The organism is Leisingera sp. ABM4_103, from assembly GCF_056158685.1.
This window is the reverse complement of the sequence record NZ_JBSWTU010000005.1, coordinates 2,271,206-2,287,692: the sequence shown is the minus strand read 5'-3', so window position 1 is coordinate 2,287,692 and position 16,487 is coordinate 2,271,206. Positions and strand designations below refer to the sequence as shown.

Sequence of the window (16,487 nt, the reverse complement as noted above, 5' to 3'; positions counted from 1 at the left end):
CCATCATAAATATGTAAAATGAAATCTTGCGAGCCGTCTCATGCATTTGGCCATATTGATGACCAACACCGACGAAAGCGAATTTGCTCATAGGCACCCGAAGGACGGTGAGAAATTCACCAGCCTGATCCAAATGGCGCGGCCGGACTGGCGCACCACGGTATTCGCCGTAAAGGACGGAGAGTTTCCACGGGACCTGCTTGAGCACGACGGTGCAATGATCACCGGCAGCCCCGCCTCGGTCCGCTCCGGCGCGGCTTGGGTGACCCGGCTTCTGGCGCTGATCCGTGAGGTGCATGCCCGCCATTTCCCGCTGTTCGGCGCCTGCTTTGGCCATCAGGCCATCGCGCAGGCCCTCGGCGGCGGCCTGGACCGCAACCCTGATGGCTGGGTTCATGGGCTCACTCGCAACCGGCTGCTGCACCGCCCGCACTGGGCCGCAGCCCTGCCGGAGGAAGTGAAGCTTTACGGCTCCCACTGCGAGTGCGTCAGAACCCTGCCTGACGGCGCAACCCCTTTTAGTGAAAGAGACGGCATTAACACGGGCTTCACCTTGGACCGCCACATCTTCACCACTCAGCACCACCCGGAAATGACCCGCAGCTTTATCCTCGCGCTGACTGAAGAAATGCGGGACCAACTGGGCCCGGAGACTTATGCTGCCGCCATAGACAGCCTCAGGCAGCACGCTGACCAACAGGTGTTTGCGGAAAGCCTCGCGCAATTCTTTGAGCAGGCGGCCCGCTAAGGCTTCACCTTTGCCCAAATACTCGCGCCGCAGGCACGGAGCCGTCAGGCTCCGTTCACCGCAATTTCAGCCCAGCGCTGCCAGCAGATCCATCACCGTGACCTGGTCAAACTGAACATGCGCGATCATCGCCGTCTCTGCGCCTTTCCGGTCATGTGCAAGGATCAGCGCGGCAATCTCGCGGTGCTCCCTGGCGGACTGCGCGATCACACCGGGATACCGGTAGCGCGCCCGGTAATAGGCCATCAGCTTGCGCGCGTTGGTCTTGATCATCTCGACCAGGAACGGATTGCCCGAGCCTTCAGCCACACAGGCATGAAAGCGCAGGTTCAGCTGGTAGTACCCCGCCGGATCGCCATCGCCCTTTTCCGAAGCATGCTTCTCACAAGCGGCCACTGCCGCCTCCAGCGCTCTGGCCTGCGCCGGAGACAAGCGCCGCGCCGCCAGCTCTGCCGCCTGACCTTCCAGCCGCGCATGCACTTCCAGGATCGCCAGAAACTCTTCCAGCGTCGGTTTGAACAGCACCGCCCCCTTGCGCGGCAGCCGCTTGATCAGCCCGATCGCCTCCAGCTGGATAAAGGCCTCCCGGACCGGCGTGCGGGAAACGCCATGACGCTCCACCAGTTCGCTTTCCTCCAGCGGCGCGCCCGGCACCAGGCGGCCCGCCTCGATATCCTCAAGGATCGCGTTCAGAACCTGTTCTGTCTGACCTGCCATTGTTCCGCCTGCATTACCCGTCCGGACACCCTAAGAGCCCGCCCGCCGCATGGCAACGCAGGCAGATGGGCGCTGCCCCCGCCCTGCGGGCTCCCCCGGAGTATTTCTGCAAAGGTGAATAGGCAGGGCGGCTACTGCGGTACCGGGCCCCGGTATTTTTCCGTCAATTCAGGCGCCAACTCATCCGGCTCATAGACCCCCAGCAGAATGCCCTTGCGCCCCGACTTGCCGCGGCGCGCCTTGATCTGCGTATCGGACAGGGTGATCCGCTGGGACATCCGCAGCCCCCACTCCAGCAAGCGGTCATACATCAGACCGATGATCTCCTGATGTTTGCCGTCCTTGGCCAGGTCCACCAGCTCTTCAGGGTCATTTTCCATATCGAACAGCATCGGCCGGAGCCCGCCCTCCGCATGCATGAACTTCCAGCGCTTGTCGGTTACCATGAACAGGCGCGCGTCCGCGGGTTCCAGACCCAGTTTCTCACACAGCGGCATGGTGGAATAGTCGAACTCTGCAATCGCAAAGTCCCGCCAGTCCGGGCTTTCCCCGCGCAGGAACGGCATCAGAGAGCGCCCTTCCAGGATATGCGGCGCCGGTTCCCCGCCCGCCGCCTCCAGGAAAGTCGGCAGGAGGTCGATCGCCTCCACCAGTTCATCGCAGGCGGTGCCGCGGGTGGGATCAGCCTCCGCGCGCGGGTCATAGACGATCAGCGGCACCTTGATCGACGGCTCGTGGAACAGGTTCTTTTCCCCCAGCCAATGATCGCCCAGGTAATCGCCATGGTCCGAGGTCACCACGATCATCGTGTCCTGCATCCGGCCGGTTTCCTCCAACCAGGCGAACAGCCGCCCCATCTGGTCGTCAGCCTGCTTGATCAGTCCCATGTACGCGGGGATCACCTTCTGCCGCACCTCGTCCCGGCTGAAGGTCTTACCGATCTGGCTGCTCATCATGCCTTCGAAGACCGGATGCGCGCCTTCGCGCTCTGCCTCCGAACGCACCGCCGGCAGCACATGCTGCGGCCCGTACATATCGTGGTAAGGCGCGGGCACGATGTAGGGCCAATGCGGCTTGATATAGCTCAGATGCGCACACCAGGGGCCTTCCGCCTGGGCGATGAACTCCATCGCTTGGGTGGTCAGCCAGGGGGTTTCGCTGTCTTCCTCGGCGATATTGGCCGGCTTGTCTGCATTAACCATGAACCAGCCGGAGGCGATGTCATTGCCCTCCATGCCGGCATTGGCAAAGTCGTTCCACGGGTTTTCTCCCGGGTAGCCCTTCTCCTTCAGGTATTCATTGTAGGGACTGCGCTTACTGTCATAGAACCCGTCCGGCCCTTCCGCCCACAGCCCGTCATCGCGGACCCAGGGGTCGAACCCGCATTCCGACTGGCGCACGCCGATCACGCTGTCCGGCGCCAGTCCCAGCCGCTGCATTCCTTCGGCGTCCGCCACCATGTGTGTCTTGCCAATCAGGTGGCAGCCCATGCCTGCCTTGCGAAGATGATCGCCCATGGTCCACTCGCCCACCCGCAAAGGGTAGCTATTGAACTGCACCCCGTGGCTGGAGGGGTAGCGCCCGGTATAGCTCGACATCCGGGACGAACCGCAGGTGGGCGACTGAACATAAGCGCGGCTAAAGCGCACCCCCTTGGCCGCAAGGCCATCGATATGCGGGGTGTGCAGATGCGGATGGCCTGCGCAGCTCAGGTAGTCGAACCGCAACTGGTCGAACATGATGTAGAGAATGTTCATCGGTGCCTCCCGCACAGTGCTGCGGCATTATTAAACACGTGAAGCAACCTTGACGAGGGTATTTCATTGACCGCCGTGCAGAGGACGCGCAACAGTGGCGGACATTGCGAAACCAGTTTTGAAAACGAAATATTGAACGCCAGCATGACCCCGGCCCTCCCCGCTGCTTCCCTACGGCCCGCCACCGAGGACGACTGCGCCAGCCTGGCCGCCCTCTCCATCGAGGTCTGGCTGGGCACATATTTGCGCAACGGGATCAACAGGGGCTTTTCAGAGTAGGTGCTAGGCACTTACACGCCGGGGCATTTTATCGAAGCCCTGCAAGATCCGGCAGAACACCTGATTGTTTCGCAAAACCAGGAAGGTATCGACGGTTACATCCGGATCACCCACGGCAGGCCGAGCCCGGCCGGCGGCCCCTCCCGCACCGAGATTTCGACACTCTATGTTCAGCCCCGGCATCAGGGGCGAAACATCGGGTGGTGTCTTCTTGACGCCGGACTGCAAACTTGCCTTTCAAACGTATGGGACGCACCGTGGCTTGCGGCCAACCCGCAGAACAATCGCGCCATTGCCTTTTATCTCCGGCACGGTTTTGAACTGGCGGGCCTGACCCACTTCCAGATCCAGGACAACCGGTACCCGAACGATGTTTTGCAGTATTGCGGGCGCTGGCCCCCTGCGGAAACCTGAAGCCCGCCGGGCCCAACGGGAGCGGGGCATTTTCAATGCACCAGCGACGGGCGGGAGGTTACTGCTGCCCTGTCACGTGGCGTCCTCGTCCTGCGGGATGACTTCAAGCAGCAGCTGCCCGGCTTGAACCTGCAAGCCCGCGCGCCCCGTAACAGCCGCGACAGTGCCCGGCGCTTCCGCCAGGATTTCATGCTGCATCTTCATTGCCTCCAACACTGCAAGGCGGCTGCCCGCGGCAATCCTGTCGCCTTGGGCAACACAAACCTCCCGGAGCAGCCCGTGCATGGGCGCAACGACTTGCCCTGCCTGACTGCCAGTACCTGCACCAGCTGCCGCCCGCAGGCGGGTGATTGCGAATATCCGCTTGCCGGTTGCCACCTGCAGCGTGCCGCCGTCCATCACCCAGGACCTGAGGTCCGCCCGCCTGCCGTCAACCCGCAGGCCGCTGCCTTGCCCCGTAACGCGACATTGCCAGTCCCCGCCGGCCACAGTCAGCTGCCCCGGTTCTTCAAGGATTTGAAGTTTATGGGTTTCCCCGTCGCACTCCAGGCGCATAGAGGACCGCAAGCCGCCCTGGCTCGACCAGCCTAGCATTTCCGGTGCCACGCCGCCAGCTGCGGCGCACCGCTGCTGTTGCGCGCGGAAGACCAGCGCTGCCGCCAAAGCCATGTCACTGGCGGTGAAAGGCGCCTCCAGCCCGTCCGGGAAATGGTTGGCGATGAAATCAGTAGCGGCCTCCCCTGCCGCGAACTCCGGATGAGCCAGAACCTCCAGCAGGAAGTCCCGGTTGCACGCGGGCCCGAACAGCACGCAATCCCGCAGCGCAGCCATCAGCCGCTGCCGTGCCTCTTCCCGCGTCCGGCCATGCGCAATCAGCTTGGCAAGCAGCGGGTCATAGAAAGCGGAAACCTCCTGCCCCGCAGCGATCCCCTCATCAACCCGGATGGCATCGCCGCTGGGGGGCTGCCACTGCGCGATCCGCCCGGCCTGCGGCAGAAAGCCTTGCGCCGGGTCCTCCGCATAGAGCCGCACCTCGATGGCGTGGCCCTCCATCCGCACATCCTCCTGCGCTAGCCCCAAGGGCTCGCCCCAGGCCGCCCGGATCTGCATTTCCACCAGATCCAGCCCAGTGATCATCTCGGTCACCGGGTGCTCCACCTGCAGCCGGGTGTTCATCTCCAGAAAATAGAAATCGCCGCCCTGATCCAGCAGGAACTCAACCGTGCCTGCCCCTTGATAGCCAATCGCCTGCGCGGCCTTGACCGCCGCGGCTCCCATCCGGGCGCGCAAGGCACCGTCCACGGCCGGGCTTGGCGCCTCCTCCACCACCTTCTGATGGCGGCGCTGGACTGAGCAATCGCGCTCGCCCAAATGGATCACATGGCCCTGGGTGTCTCCAAACACCTGCACCTCCACATGCCGCGGACGCTTCAGCGCTTTTTCCAGGATCATCTCATCGGAGCCGAAAGCCGCCAGCGCCTCGCTGCGGGCCAGCTCCAACGCAGCGCTGAACTCCGCCGCCTGCTGCACCAGCCGCATCCCCTTGCCGCCGCCGCCCGCGGCTGCCTTGATCATCACCGGAAAGCCGATCCGGGCGGCTTCCGCCGCCAGCACATCTGCCGCCTGATCCGCGCCCTCGTAGCCGGGTATGCAAGGAACACCTGCCGTAATCATCTTCCGCTTGGCCGCAGCCTTGTTTCCCATCAGGGCAATCGCTTCGGGAGACGGGCCAATGAAGACCAGCCCGGCGGCCGCACAAGCACGGGCCAAATCTGCGTTCTCCGACAGGAAACCGTAACCCGGATGCACCGCCCCGGCACCCGCCTCCCTGGCGGCCGCGATGACCTTGTCTATCGACAGATAGCTGTCCGCCGCCGGGCCTGCGCCGATGCGGATGGAGACATCGGCAAAATCCGCATGCGGGCTGGCAGCATCCGCATCGGTGTAAACCGCAACGCTTTTCAGCCCCATTGCCCGCGCCGTGCGCATCACCCGCAGCGCGATCTCGCCGCGGTTGGCCACTAGGATCGTGTCAAAACTGCTCATCCCGCCCCCGTCATATCCGCGCTACGCCAAAGCTGTTCGGGTTAAGTTCCCGCGCCCGAGCCTCCTGGCAGGTTTGCAAACAGAAGCCGATCACCCGGCGGGTGTCGCGCGGATCGATCATCCCCATGTCCAGCACCCGCCCGGAGGTATAGAAGGCGTCCGACTGCCCGTCGAAATGCGCAGTGATCCTGGCGCGCTGCGCTGCGAGCCGCTTTTCGTCCGGTTCCACTCCCTTGCGCGCCGCCGTGCGCCTGGCAACCTGCTCCATCGTCAGCGCCGCCTGCTCGCCGCCCATCACACCGGTCATCGCATTGGGCCAGGTGAACAGGAAATCGGCACCGAAGGCATAGCCGCACATGCCGTAGTTCCCTGCCCCAAAGCTGGCCCCGGTATAGAGAGCTATCTTGGGCACCCGCAGGTTGGTGACCGCCTGGATCATCTTGGCGCCGTGCTTGATCATGCCTGCGCGCTCTGATGCGGTGCCGACCATGTAACCGGTGGTGTTGTTCAGAAAAACCACCGGGGTACCGGCCTGATCCATCGCCTGCAGGAAATGCGTGGCCTTGGCCGCCCCGTCCGGATCCAGCGGGCCGTTGTTGCCCAGGAGGCCGACCGGCTGCCCCATGATCCGTGCCTGCAGGCAAAGCGTGGCCGGACCGAAGCCCGGCTTGAATTCACGCAGGTCAGATCCGTCGGCGATCCGAGCCGCCACTTCGCGCATATCGTACGGCTTGCGGTAATCCGCCGGCACCACACCGGCGATCTCGTCAGGCCGCAGCACCGGCTCGGCATAATCCGGCAGTGCGGGCGCGCAGGGCGTCCAGACCAGCCCGGCTACCACCTCGCGGGCGATTTCGATCCCGTGGGCGTCATCCTCTGCCAGATACTCCACCAGCCCGGTGGTTGAAGCATGCATCTCTGCGCCGCCAAGATCCGCGTCCTGCGCCACCTCGCCAGTCGCGGCCTGCACCAGCGCCGCACCCGCCAGCATCGCCATGCCGTTGCCCTTGACCCCGATCACATAGTCCGACAGGCCCGGCTGATAGGCCCCGCCGGCGGTGGAGGCGCCATGCAGCACCGTGATCACCGGGATGCCCGCCGCCGACAGCCGCGCCAGCCCTGCAAACATGCCGCCGCCATGCGCCCACAGCTCCACCGTGTAACGCATCAGGTCGGCGCCGGCACTTTCCACCAGGTGGATAAAGGGCAGTTTCTGCCGCTCGGCAATGGCGATTGCGCCCAGCGCCTTGTCCACCGATTTCTGCGTCATCGCACCCGCGTTGATCCCGGCATCATCGGCAAAGACCATCGTCCGCACCCCCTCGACAAAGCCGATCCCCAGGATGATCGAGGCGCCGGGGATCGAGGTCTCCGGGTCCGGATCATCCACCAGGTAGGAGGCCATGTTGTAGAGTTCCAGGAACGGCAGCCCCGGATCCAGCAATGCTGAGACCCGCTCCCGCGGCGACAGCTGACCGCGCTTGTCGAAGACCGGGCGGCGCTCTTCGGATTTTGCCGCCGCACGAGCCTCCAAATCACGCATCCGCTTGACCAGGGCCAGCATGTCCTCGCGGTTCTGGGCGAAGGTTTCGCTGCCGGGGCTGATTTTGGTTTCGAAGGCTGTCATTGCAATCCCCCGCCTTTCGCCCGGCGAAGCCGGGCAGTGCCCGGCCGCCCCCATGGGCGGGCACTTCGTTTCCGCCCGCGGCCGGGCACCGCCCTCTGCGTCATGCTGCAGCATTTCGGCATTTTCAAAACTCCTCCAGCAAGTCCGCATCCACCTGCACGGGTGCCGCCAGCAGCAACTGCGCATAACCCTTAGCCTGCGGGTCGTTGCGCAAGGATGACGTTCCGCCGCCGCCCAGCGCGCCGTGCAGCAGGATGTTCATCGACAGGCTTCCCGGCAGGAAAAACCGCTCCATCCGGCCATCCCAGAAGTGCCCGAACACCCGGCGCAGATGGGTTTCGTCCAGCGCCGCCCAGATCCAGGGCATCAGGTCCGGCCTGCGCGCGATGACGCCGATATTGGCGATGTCGCCCTTGTCGCCGCTGCGCGCCCAGGCAAGGCGGATCAGCGGCACCTCTGCCACTCTTTTCGAGGCCGGACCCGGCGGCGGCGCAGGCCGTTCCAGCACCTGCAGCGGGATAGCCGCAGCCGCCGGCACCGCATTGCGGCCCGCCGCATCCCGCACCGCCACCGGCACCTGCGCCTTGGGCAGCAGGCAGGAAAACAGCGCCAGCACCGGCGAGGGCTTGGGCCGGGCGCCTGCAAAACCGCTCAAGCCCGGCGGCGCCGACAGGCCCAGCCCCACCGCCTCCTTCAGGAATACGCCCACCCCTCGGGCCTCCGGGTGGCGCACCGCGATCTTGGCGGCCACCTCCCGCGCAGCACCGCTCTGCCGCAGCCCGCCGAACTGGCTTTCGCTGCCGATCAGCTCAATACTCACATCGCTGAAGTCCGGCAGCATCCCCCCCTGCAACACATCCCGCGCGCGGGTCAGCGCCGCCTTGGCAAAGGCCTGTGCCTTGGCTTCGGCATCAAGGCCGTAGAAGGTAAAGTAATGGCCGCTGCGAAATCCGTCCTGCCATGTGATGCAAGTCTTGTATTTTTCCGGTACCCCGCGCCCCCTGGCGCCAGCCACCCGCACCCGGTCCGGCCCGGCCTCCGTCACCGTAACGCCGGAGAAATCGCATACCACATCCGGCAGCACATAGGCTTGCGGGTCGCCGGTCTCATACAGCAGCTGCTCCGCCACTGTCGCACGGGAGACCAACCCGCCGGTGCCCGCAGGTTTGGTTACGTCAAATGTGCCATCCTCACGGACTTCCGCAATGGGGTAGCCGATCCCGGCCATGCCCTCCGCGACCGCCTGCCAGTCGGTGAAATTGCCGCCTGTCGCCTGCGGCCCGCATTCCAGGATATGGCCCGCCAGGCTGCCGCCCGCCAGCTGGTCCAGATCCGCCGCCGCCCAGCCGAAATGATGGATGCAGGCCCCCAGCGTCACCGCGCTGTCCACGCAGCGCCCGGTCACGACGATATCCGCGCCCCGGTCCAGGGCTGCGGCAATCGGGAAGGCTCCGAGGTAAGCGTTGATGCTGGCAATCTTCTCCAGCGGCGGAAACGGCGCGCCGGTGAACATATCTCTGGGCGCGGCCTCCGCCAGCTCCGCCGCGCGTCCGAGCAGATCGTCGCCTTCAACCATCGCCACCTGCAGATCCAGCCGCTGAGCGGCGATCTCCCGCCGCAGGGCCGCGGCACAGGCCTCCGGGTTCACCCCGCCCGCATTGGAAACGACCCGCACCCCTTGCCGCGCGATCTCTGCCAGGCTGGGCGCCATCGCCGCGGTCACGAAATCAGTCGCATATCCCGCCGCCGGATCTTTTGCACGCGCGCGCGCCAGCAGCGCCATGGTTATCTCGGCCAGGTAGTCATAGACAAGGAAATCCAAGCCCCCGGCCGCCAGCAATTGCGGGGTGGCCAGGGCGGCCTCCCCCCAGAACCCGGCAGCGCCGCCGATGCGCAGTATCTCTGGCATTGCTCCTCCCGATGGCCGCCATCCGGTGCACAGCATACACGGATTTGCCCGCAAACGGCGGCCCCTTGCCGCCAGCCTGGCCGCCAAGACCTTGGCTTCGCAACAATAACCCCGCGTTCGCTGCGGCGAAGACCGCGCTCCGCCACAGCGACACGTTACAGAATTTCCAAAGGTGAAAGTTTCAGGTTACATTTCACTTGCTGCGAATCATCTTCCAGCGTAATACCGACCCAACGGTCGGCTTTTCCTGCCGCCGCCACAGGAGACGCGAACACCCATGGATGCTTTCATCTGCGATGCCACCCGCACCCCGATCGGCCGCTACGGCGGCGCGCTGAGCCAGGTGCGTACCGATGATCTTGCCGCCCTGCCGATTGCCGCGCTTGCCGCGCGCAACCCGGACGTGGACTGGGGCGCCCTCGATGACGTGATCTTTGGCGACGCCAACCAGGCCGGTGAAAGCAACCGCAACGTGGCCCGCATGGCAGCGCTGCTGGCGGGCCTGCCCACCACAGTGCCCGGCACCACCATCAACCGCCTCTGCGCCTCCGGCATGGATGCGGTGGGCATGGCCTCGCGCGGCATCAAGGCCGGCGATTATGACATGGCCATCGCAGGCGGCGTCGAAAGCATGAGCCGCGCGCCCTTCGTGATGCCCAAGGCCACATCCGCCTTCACCCGCGCCAATGCGGTCTATGACACCACCATCGGCTGGCGCTTCGTGAATAAGAAAATGCACGAGATGTACGGCACCGACTCGATGCCGCAGACCGCCGACAACGTGGCCGAGGATTACGGCGTCTCCCGCGAGGATCAGGATGCATTCGCCGCCCGCAGCCAGGCCCGCTGGGCCGCCGCGCATGAGGCCGGCATCTTCAAGGACGAGATCACTCCGGTCACCATCCCCCAGCGCAAGGGCGATGATCTGGTGGTGGATACCGACGAACACCCCCGCCCCGGCACCTCGGCGGAGAAGCTGGCGGGCCTCAAGGGCGTCAACGGCCCGGACAAGACCGTGACCGCCGGCAACGCGTCCGGCGTCAACGATGGCGCCGCGGCGATCCTGATGGCGAATGAGGCCGCTGCTGCCAAGAACGGCCTGAAACCGATGGCCCGCATCGTCGGCATGGCCGCTGCGGGTGTCGAGCCGCGCATCATGGGTATCGGCCCGGTGCCCGCCACCCGCAAGGTGCTGGCCCGCACCGGCCTGACCATCGAACAGATGGACGTGATCGAACTGAACGAGGCTTTTGCAAGCCAAGGCCTTGCGACACTGCGCGAACTTGGCGTCGCGGACGATGCGCCCCATGTTAATCCTAACGGCGGTGCGATAGCACTGGGCCACCCGCTCGGCATGTCCGGCGCGCGGCTGGTGCTGACCGCCGCCTACCAATTGCAGCGCACTGGCGGGCGGTATGCGCTCTGCACCATGTGCGTCGGCGTTGGACAGGGCACCGCCCTGATCCTCGAACGCGTGTAACGAAACCCTGAGGAGGTCCCAGACATGTATGCTCAGATGATCAAATCCGAAGCGACCCAGGACGATCCGGAAAAGCTGGCGGCCTTCCAGGCGCGCATCGACGCGGGCGAGAAGATCGAGCCCAAGGACTGGATGCCCGAAGGCTACCGCAAGACGCTGATCCGCCAGATCGGCCAGCACGCCCATTCGGAAATCGTCGGCCAGCTGCCGGAGGGCAACTGGATCACCCGCGCGCCGACGCTGGAGCGCAAGGCAATCCTGCTCGCCAAGGTGCAGGATGAGGCGGGTCACGGCCTGTATCTCTACTGCGCGGCGGAAACGCTGGGTGTCTCCCGCGACGAGATCACCGAGATGCTGCTGGACGGCCGCATGAAGTATTCGTCGATCTTCAACTACCCGACGCTGAACTGGGCCGACATCGGCGCGGTCGGCTGGCTGGTGGACGGCGCCGCGATCATGAACCAGGTGCCGCTGCAGCGGACCTCCTTCGGCCCCTACTCCCGCGCGATGATCCGCATCTGCAAGGAAGAAAGCTTCCACCAGCGCCAGGGCTATGACGCCATCCGCAAGATGGCTGAGGGCACGCCGGAGCAGAAGAAGATGGCACAGGATGCGCTGAACCGCCTCTGGTACCCGTCGCTGATGATGTTCGGCCCCTCCGACAAGGACTCGGTCCACTCTGCCCAGTCGATGAAGTGGAAGATCAAGATGAACACCAACGACGAGCTGCGCCAGAAGTTCGTCGACCAGACCGTGCCGCAGGCCGAATACCTGGGCCTCACCATCCCCGATCCGGACCTGAAATGGAACGAGGAGCGCGGCCACTACGACTACACCGACCCGGACTGGAGCGAATTCTTTGACGTGATCCAGGGCAACGGCCCCTGCAACGTGGACCGCCTCGCCGACCGCAACAAGGCCTGGGACGACGGCGCCTGGGTCCGCGACGGCCTGCTCGCCCACGCCAAGAAGAAGGCCGCGCGCCAGCACGCCGCCGAGTAACCCCAAGCATTCCGGCGCTCCGCCCCCTATCGGGACCCGGCGCAGCACCCCCTCAGCCAGGAGGATTTGAGACATGAAAAACGAATGGCCCCTCTGGGAAATCTTCATCCGCGGCCAGCACGGCATGAGCCACCGCCACGTCGGCTCCCTGCACGCGCCGGACGCCGAGATGGCAATCAAGAACGCCCGTGACGTCTACACCCGCCGCAACGAAGGCGTGTCGATCTGGGTGGTTGAGGCGAACCACATCTCCGCCTCCTCGCCCAGCGACAAAGGCCCGCTCTATGAGCCGTCCGAGTCGAAGGTCTACCGCCACCCGACCTTCTTCGACATCCCCGAAGAAGTGGGGGCAATGTAATGAACCGCGAGAAAGCTTTTACCCAGTTTCTGCTGCGGATGGGGGACAACACCCTGATCCTCGGCCACCGGGTCAGTGAATGGTGCGGCCACGCGCCGGTGCTGGAAGAGGACATCGCGCTGGCCAACACAGCGCTGGACCTGATCGGCCAGACCCAGATGTGGCTTGGCCTCGCCGCTGAGGTGCAGGGCGAAGGCAAGTCCGCCGACGACCTCGCCTTCCTGCGCGACGCCTGGGATTTCCGCAACGTGCTGCTGTGCGAGGTGCCGAACGGCGACTTCGGCCGCACCCTGATGCGCCAGTTCCTGTTTGACGCCTGGCATTCGATCCAGCTGGGCCGCCTGTTGAAATCCTCGGACGAACGGGTCGCCGCAATTGCCGAGAAGGCCTCGAAAGAGGTGGCATACCACCTGGAGCGCTCCGCCGATACGGTGGTGGGCCTGGGCGACGGCACCGAGGAAAGCCACCGCCGGATGCAGGAGGCGCTGGACTACCTGTGGCCCTATGTGGGCGAGATGTTCCAGTCGGACGAGACCGACGCCGAAATGGTGAAGGCTGGTATCGCCCCCGACCCGGCGTCCCTGCGCGAGGAATACGACGCCCTGATCTCCCGCATCCTGGGCGACGCGACGCTGACCATTCCGGAGAGCCGCTTTGCCCACAAGGGCGGGCGCACCGGTGCGATGCACACCGAGCACCTGGGCCACCTGCTGACCCAGATGCAATGGCTGCAGCGCGCCTATCCCGGCGCCAAGTGGTAAGGCCACGGTCAAAGAACTGAAGGCAACGCCCGTCACGAGCGGCGGGCGTTGAACTCCTGCCCCGCGGGGGCAGGACGGGCGTTGCCCGGCGCACTGCCGGGCGGAACAGCCAATGAGGGTAACCGCATGAGCCAAGTGACAACTCAGCCAAGCACTGACCAGATCTGGGAGTGGCTCGACGCCGTGCCGGATCCGGAAATCCCGGTCATCTCGGTCGTCGACCTAGGCATCGTCCGCGGCGTGGAATGGCAGGGCGAAACCCTGGTCGTTTCCGTCACCCCGACCTACTCAGGCTGCCCGGCGACCTCGATCATCAGCCTCGACATCGAGACTGCGTTGCGCAGCAAGGGAATCGAGCACCTGAAGATCGAGACCCGGATCTCCCCCGCCTGGACCACCGACTGGCTGTCCGAGAAGGGCCGCGCCAAGCTGGAGGACTACGGCATCGCCCCGCCCCAGCCCGCCGGCGGCCCCGAAAAATGCCCGCACTGCGGCAGCAAGAATGTCACCAAGGTCAGCCAGTTCGGCTCGACCCCCTGCAAGGCCCACTGGCGCTGCCAGGACTGCCTCGAACCTTTTGATTATTTCAAGTGCATCTGAGGAGACCCTGATGGCGCGCTTTCACGACCTTGAAGTCACCGACGTCCGCAAGACTATCCGCGATGCGGTGGTTGTCACCCTGAAGCCCGCAAATGGCGCGGCTGGGGAATTCGATTTCACGCAAGGCCAGTACCTGACCTTCCGCCGCGACTTCGACGGCGAGGAGCTGCGCCGCAGCTACTCGATCTGCGCAGGCAAGGACGAGGGCATCCTGCAGGTCGGCATCAAGCGCGTCGACGGCGGTGCGTTCTCGACCTGGGCCAATACCGAGCTGAAGGCCGGCGACACCCTGCAAGCGATGGCGCCGATGGGCACCTTCTTCACCCCGCTGGATGCAGGCGCAGAGAAGAACTATCTGGGTTTTGCCGGCGGCTCCGGCATCACACCCGTCCTGTCGATCCTCAAGACCACGCTGGCGGCGGAGCCCAACTCGTCCTTCACGCTGGTCTACGCCAACAAGGGCGTGAACACGATCATGTTCCGCGAGGAGCTGGAGGATCTGAAGAACCTCTACATGGGCCGGTTCAACGTGATCCACGTGCTGGAATCCGACGCACAGGAAATCGACCTGTTCACCGGCCTGGTGACCGAGGAGAAATGCGCCCAGCTGTTCGAGCACTGGATCGACATCAAGTCGGTCGACACCGCCTTTATCTGCGGCCCGGAACCAATGATGCTGGGCATCGCTGCCGCACTGCGCACTGCCGGCCTTGATGACAGCCAGATCAAGTTCGAATTGTTCGCCTCGGCCCAGCCGGGCCGCGCCAAGCGCAAAGCCACCGCAAAAGACGCAGCCAGCAGCGCCAACCAGACCAAGGCCGCCATCACCCTGGACGGTGCCACCCAGACCATCGAGATGGGCAAGGACATAACCCTGCTGGATGCGGCGCTGGAAAACGCGATGGACGCGCCTTACGCATGCAAGGCCGGCGTTTGCTCCACCTGCCGCTGCAAGGTGCTGGAAGGCGAAGTCGAAATGGTCGCAAACCACGCGCTGGAGGATTACGAGGTCGAAAAAGGCTATGTGCTGTCCTGCCAGGCCTATCCGGTGACCGACAGCGTGGTTGTCGACTACGATCAGTAAGGGAATTTCAAATAACCGGTTAGCCGGAGTTTTCAGGGAGGACGTTTCATGTCCGAAGAGATGAGCATCACAAGCTATCTGGCCCAGGGCGGGGTGTTGACCAACCCGTCCAATGTGCCGCCGCGCTACCGCGCCGAGCTGATGAAGCTGATGGCGACCTTCGTCGACAGCGAACTGGCCGGCGCCGCGGGCTTTGCCGACATCATCAACGAAGGCCCCGGCATCAAGGCCCGCATCGCCGCGGCGCGGATCGTGCTGGAAAAGACCGATCACGCGGAGAAGGTCTTGCGGATCATGGGCGACTTCGGCGCCGACACCGAGCGTTATGCCGACCACCACCCCTGGACCGCGCGGCTGGAGCGGGATGCCGACATCGGGCAGAGCCGGACCAAGCACGACATGCGGCTGGCGGTGTTCAACTACCCGCTGGAAGGCTGGGCCGACGCGGTGATGATGAACCTGCTGATGGGCCGCGCAGTGGTGCTGCAGCTGGAGGAGCTGAGCCAAGTCTCCTACCAGCCGCTGGCCGAAGCCTTCCGCGCCATCCTGCCGCTGGAGACCCGCCACGCCGAGCTGGCTGAAGAAGGGCTGATGGTGCTGGTCGAGGCCCAGGGCACCGATGGCCTGCAGGAACTGGCAGACTACTGGTGGCCGCGGGTCGCGGCGAGCTTTGGTCAGGAGGCCTCGGATAAATTCGAAGGCCTGAAGGCCATGGGCCTGCGCCGCACCCCGAATGCAGAGCTGAAGGCCCGTTGGCAGCAGGACGCCGCGGCCATTCTGGACAAGGCCGGCCTGAAACCGGCCGCCTGATCCTGACCTGCAAACTCCCGCCCGGGCTGCAGCGCATCAAAGATGCGCAGGCCCGGTTGGGCCCGGCGCGCCTGACGGCGCGCGGGCCTGCGCCGCCGCTGGCGGTGCTGTGCAAATCCACAGGCACATGGTGCGGCGCTGCGGAATGGAACCCAAGGCGCTCAGCAGCCATATCTGCACCACCAGACAAATGGAGGCTGCAATGAGCACCGGCACGGCAAAACTTCCCGCAGGCACCGGCATTGGCCATGTCCACCTGAAGGTCTCGGACCTGGAGCGGGCAATCGGCTTCTACAGCGGTGTCCTCGGCTTTGAGGTGACCCAGCGGCTGGGCTCCTCCGCTGCCTTCCTGTCGGCAGGCGGCTATCACCACCACATCGGCCTCAACACATGGCAGTCGCGCGGGGGTCCTGCCCCGGCGCCCAATATGACCGGACTATATCATACCGCCATCCTGCTGCCGGACCGCCCGAGCCTGGCTGCGGTGCTGCGGCGGGTGCTGGACGCAGGCATCGCGCTGGACGGCGCCGCCGATCACGGGGTGTCCGAAGCGCTCTATCTGCGCGATCCCGACGGCAACGGGGTGGAACTTTACCGCGACCGGCCTGAGACGGAGTGGCCGCGCGGGCGCGACGGCAGCCTCGCTATGGGGACAGAGGCCCTGGATTTGGAGGCATTGCTCGCAGAGGTTGAGTAGGTCAGGCTTGCTGCCGGAATGTTTCGCGCGCGAAACAATTGGTCAGAAAGGCTGACCCAAAAGACGCAGCGTCAGAATGCGTCCATGTTCCCGGCAACACGCTGTAACGCAAAATAAAAGCAGCAAAACCGCTGCTTTTCCTGGACCCGCGCGGAGCATGTTAGGTCTGGACCTCTGACCTTTCCCTGCCTACCCTAA

The 16,487-nt window shown here is 64.8% G+C and carries 16 protein-coding genes; 11 read left to right on the top strand and 5 right to left on the bottom strand.

The window, feature by feature from the left end; genetic code table 11:
• The first annotated feature begins 40 nt into the window (after positions 1–40).
• Complete coding sequence (locus tag ACXAED_RS12825) at positions 41–748, top strand: type 1 glutamine amidotransferase (protein WP_475050319.1); 708 nt, start codon at positions 41–43, stop codon at positions 746–748.
• Between the two features lie 66 nt (positions 749–814).
• Here ACXAED_RS12825 and ACXAED_RS12820 read toward each other — a convergent pair whose 3' ends face one another.
• Both ACXAED_RS12820 and ACXAED_RS12815 read right to left on the bottom strand, forming a co-directional pair.
• Entirely contained in the window at positions 815–1,465 is a 651-nt protein-coding gene (locus ACXAED_RS12820) for a GntR family transcriptional regulator (protein ID WP_475050317.1), read from the bottom strand.
• 131 nt (positions 1,466–1,596) lie between these two features.
• Positions 1,597–3,222: a sulfatase-like hydrolase/transferase gene (locus ACXAED_RS12815; protein WP_475050315.1), complete on the bottom strand. Its 1,626-nt coding sequence runs from the start codon at positions 3,220–3,222 to the stop codon at positions 1,597–1,599.
• Between the two features lie 144 nt (positions 3,223–3,366).
• Between ACXAED_RS12815 and ACXAED_RS12810 the strand changes: the two genes are divergently transcribed.
• Positions 3,367–3,501 (top strand): hypothetical protein, encoded by a 135-nt coding sequence (locus ACXAED_RS12810; RefSeq protein ID WP_475050312.1) that lies wholly within the window; start codon positions 3,367–3,369, stop codon positions 3,499–3,501.
• Positions 3,502–3,915 carry a GNAT family N-acetyltransferase gene (locus tag ACXAED_RS12805; protein ID WP_475050310.1) on the top strand — a complete coding sequence of 138 codons (414 nt, stop codon included), beginning with the start codon at positions 3,502–3,504 and terminating at the stop codon, positions 3,913–3,915. It begins immediately after the preceding gene.
• Between the two features lie 72 nt (positions 3,916–3,987).
• Here ACXAED_RS12805 and ACXAED_RS12800 read toward each other — a convergent pair whose 3' ends face one another.
• The 3 genes from ACXAED_RS12800 to ACXAED_RS12790 all read right to left on the bottom strand — a co-directional run bounded on the left by ACXAED_RS12800 (position 3,988) and on the right by ACXAED_RS12790 (position 9,497).
• Entirely contained in the window at positions 3,988–5,961 is a 1,974-nt protein-coding gene (locus tag ACXAED_RS12800; RefSeq protein ID WP_475050308.1) for an acetyl/propionyl/methylcrotonyl-CoA carboxylase subunit alpha, read from the bottom strand.
• A gap of 10 nt (positions 5,962–5,971) precedes the next feature.
• Entirely contained in the window at positions 5,972–7,588 is a 1,617-nt protein-coding gene (locus ACXAED_RS12795) for an acyl-CoA carboxylase subunit beta (RefSeq protein WP_475050305.1), read from the bottom strand.
• A 124-nt stretch (positions 7,589–7,712) separates the two neighbouring features.
• Positions 7,713–9,497 (bottom strand): acyclic terpene utilization AtuA family protein, encoded by a 1,785-nt coding sequence (locus tag ACXAED_RS12790; RefSeq protein ID WP_475050304.1) that lies wholly within the window; start codon positions 9,495–9,497, stop codon positions 7,713–7,715.
• 277 nt (positions 9,498–9,774) lie between these two features.
• On the opposite strand from ACXAED_RS12790, the gene pcaF reads away from it, so the two are divergent.
• The 8 genes from pcaF to ACXAED_RS12750 all read left to right on the top strand — a co-directional run bounded on the left by pcaF (position 9,775) and on the right by ACXAED_RS12750 (position 16,289).
• On the top strand, positions 9,775–10,977 hold the full coding sequence (gene pcaF, locus ACXAED_RS12785) for a 3-oxoadipyl-CoA thiolase (protein WP_473788515.1): 1,203 nt from the start codon (positions 9,775–9,777) through the stop codon (positions 10,975–10,977).
• Positions 10,978–11,001: 24 nt separating this feature from the next.
• Entirely contained in the window at positions 11,002–11,979 is a 978-nt protein-coding gene (paaA, locus tag ACXAED_RS12780; RefSeq protein WP_475050303.1) for a 1,2-phenylacetyl-CoA epoxidase subunit PaaA, read from the top strand.
• Between the two features lie 73 nt (positions 11,980–12,052).
• Positions 12,053–12,337 (top strand): 1,2-phenylacetyl-CoA epoxidase subunit PaaB, encoded by a 285-nt coding sequence (gene paaB / locus ACXAED_RS12775; protein WP_008562338.1) that lies wholly within the window; start codon positions 12,053–12,055, stop codon positions 12,335–12,337.
• Complete coding sequence (paaC, locus tag ACXAED_RS12770) at positions 12,337–13,098, top strand: 1,2-phenylacetyl-CoA epoxidase subunit PaaC (RefSeq protein ID WP_475050301.1); 762 nt, start codon at positions 12,337–12,339, stop codon at positions 13,096–13,098. Before paaB ends, paaC begins: the two co-directional genes overlap by 1 nt.
• Positions 13,099–13,224: 126 nt before the next feature.
• Complete coding sequence (gene paaD / locus ACXAED_RS12765) at positions 13,225–13,698, top strand: 1,2-phenylacetyl-CoA epoxidase subunit PaaD (protein WP_475050300.1); 474 nt, start codon at positions 13,225–13,227, stop codon at positions 13,696–13,698.
• 10 nt (positions 13,699–13,708) lie between these two features.
• Positions 13,709–14,782 carry a 1,2-phenylacetyl-CoA epoxidase subunit PaaE gene (gene paaE, locus ACXAED_RS12760; protein ID WP_475050299.1) on the top strand — a complete coding sequence of 358 codons (1,074 nt, stop codon included), beginning with the start codon at positions 13,709–13,711 and terminating at the stop codon, positions 14,780–14,782.
• A 48-nt stretch (positions 14,783–14,830) separates the two neighbouring features.
• Complete coding sequence (locus tag ACXAED_RS12755; protein WP_475050296.1) at positions 14,831–15,592, top strand: Phenylacetic acid catabolic protein; 762 nt, start codon at positions 14,831–14,833, stop codon at positions 15,590–15,592.
• Between the two features lie 202 nt (positions 15,593–15,794).
• Complete coding sequence (locus ACXAED_RS12750; protein WP_475050294.1) at positions 15,795–16,289, top strand: VOC family protein; 495 nt, start codon at positions 15,795–15,797, stop codon at positions 16,287–16,289.
• Positions 16,290–16,487: the final 198 nt, after the last annotated feature.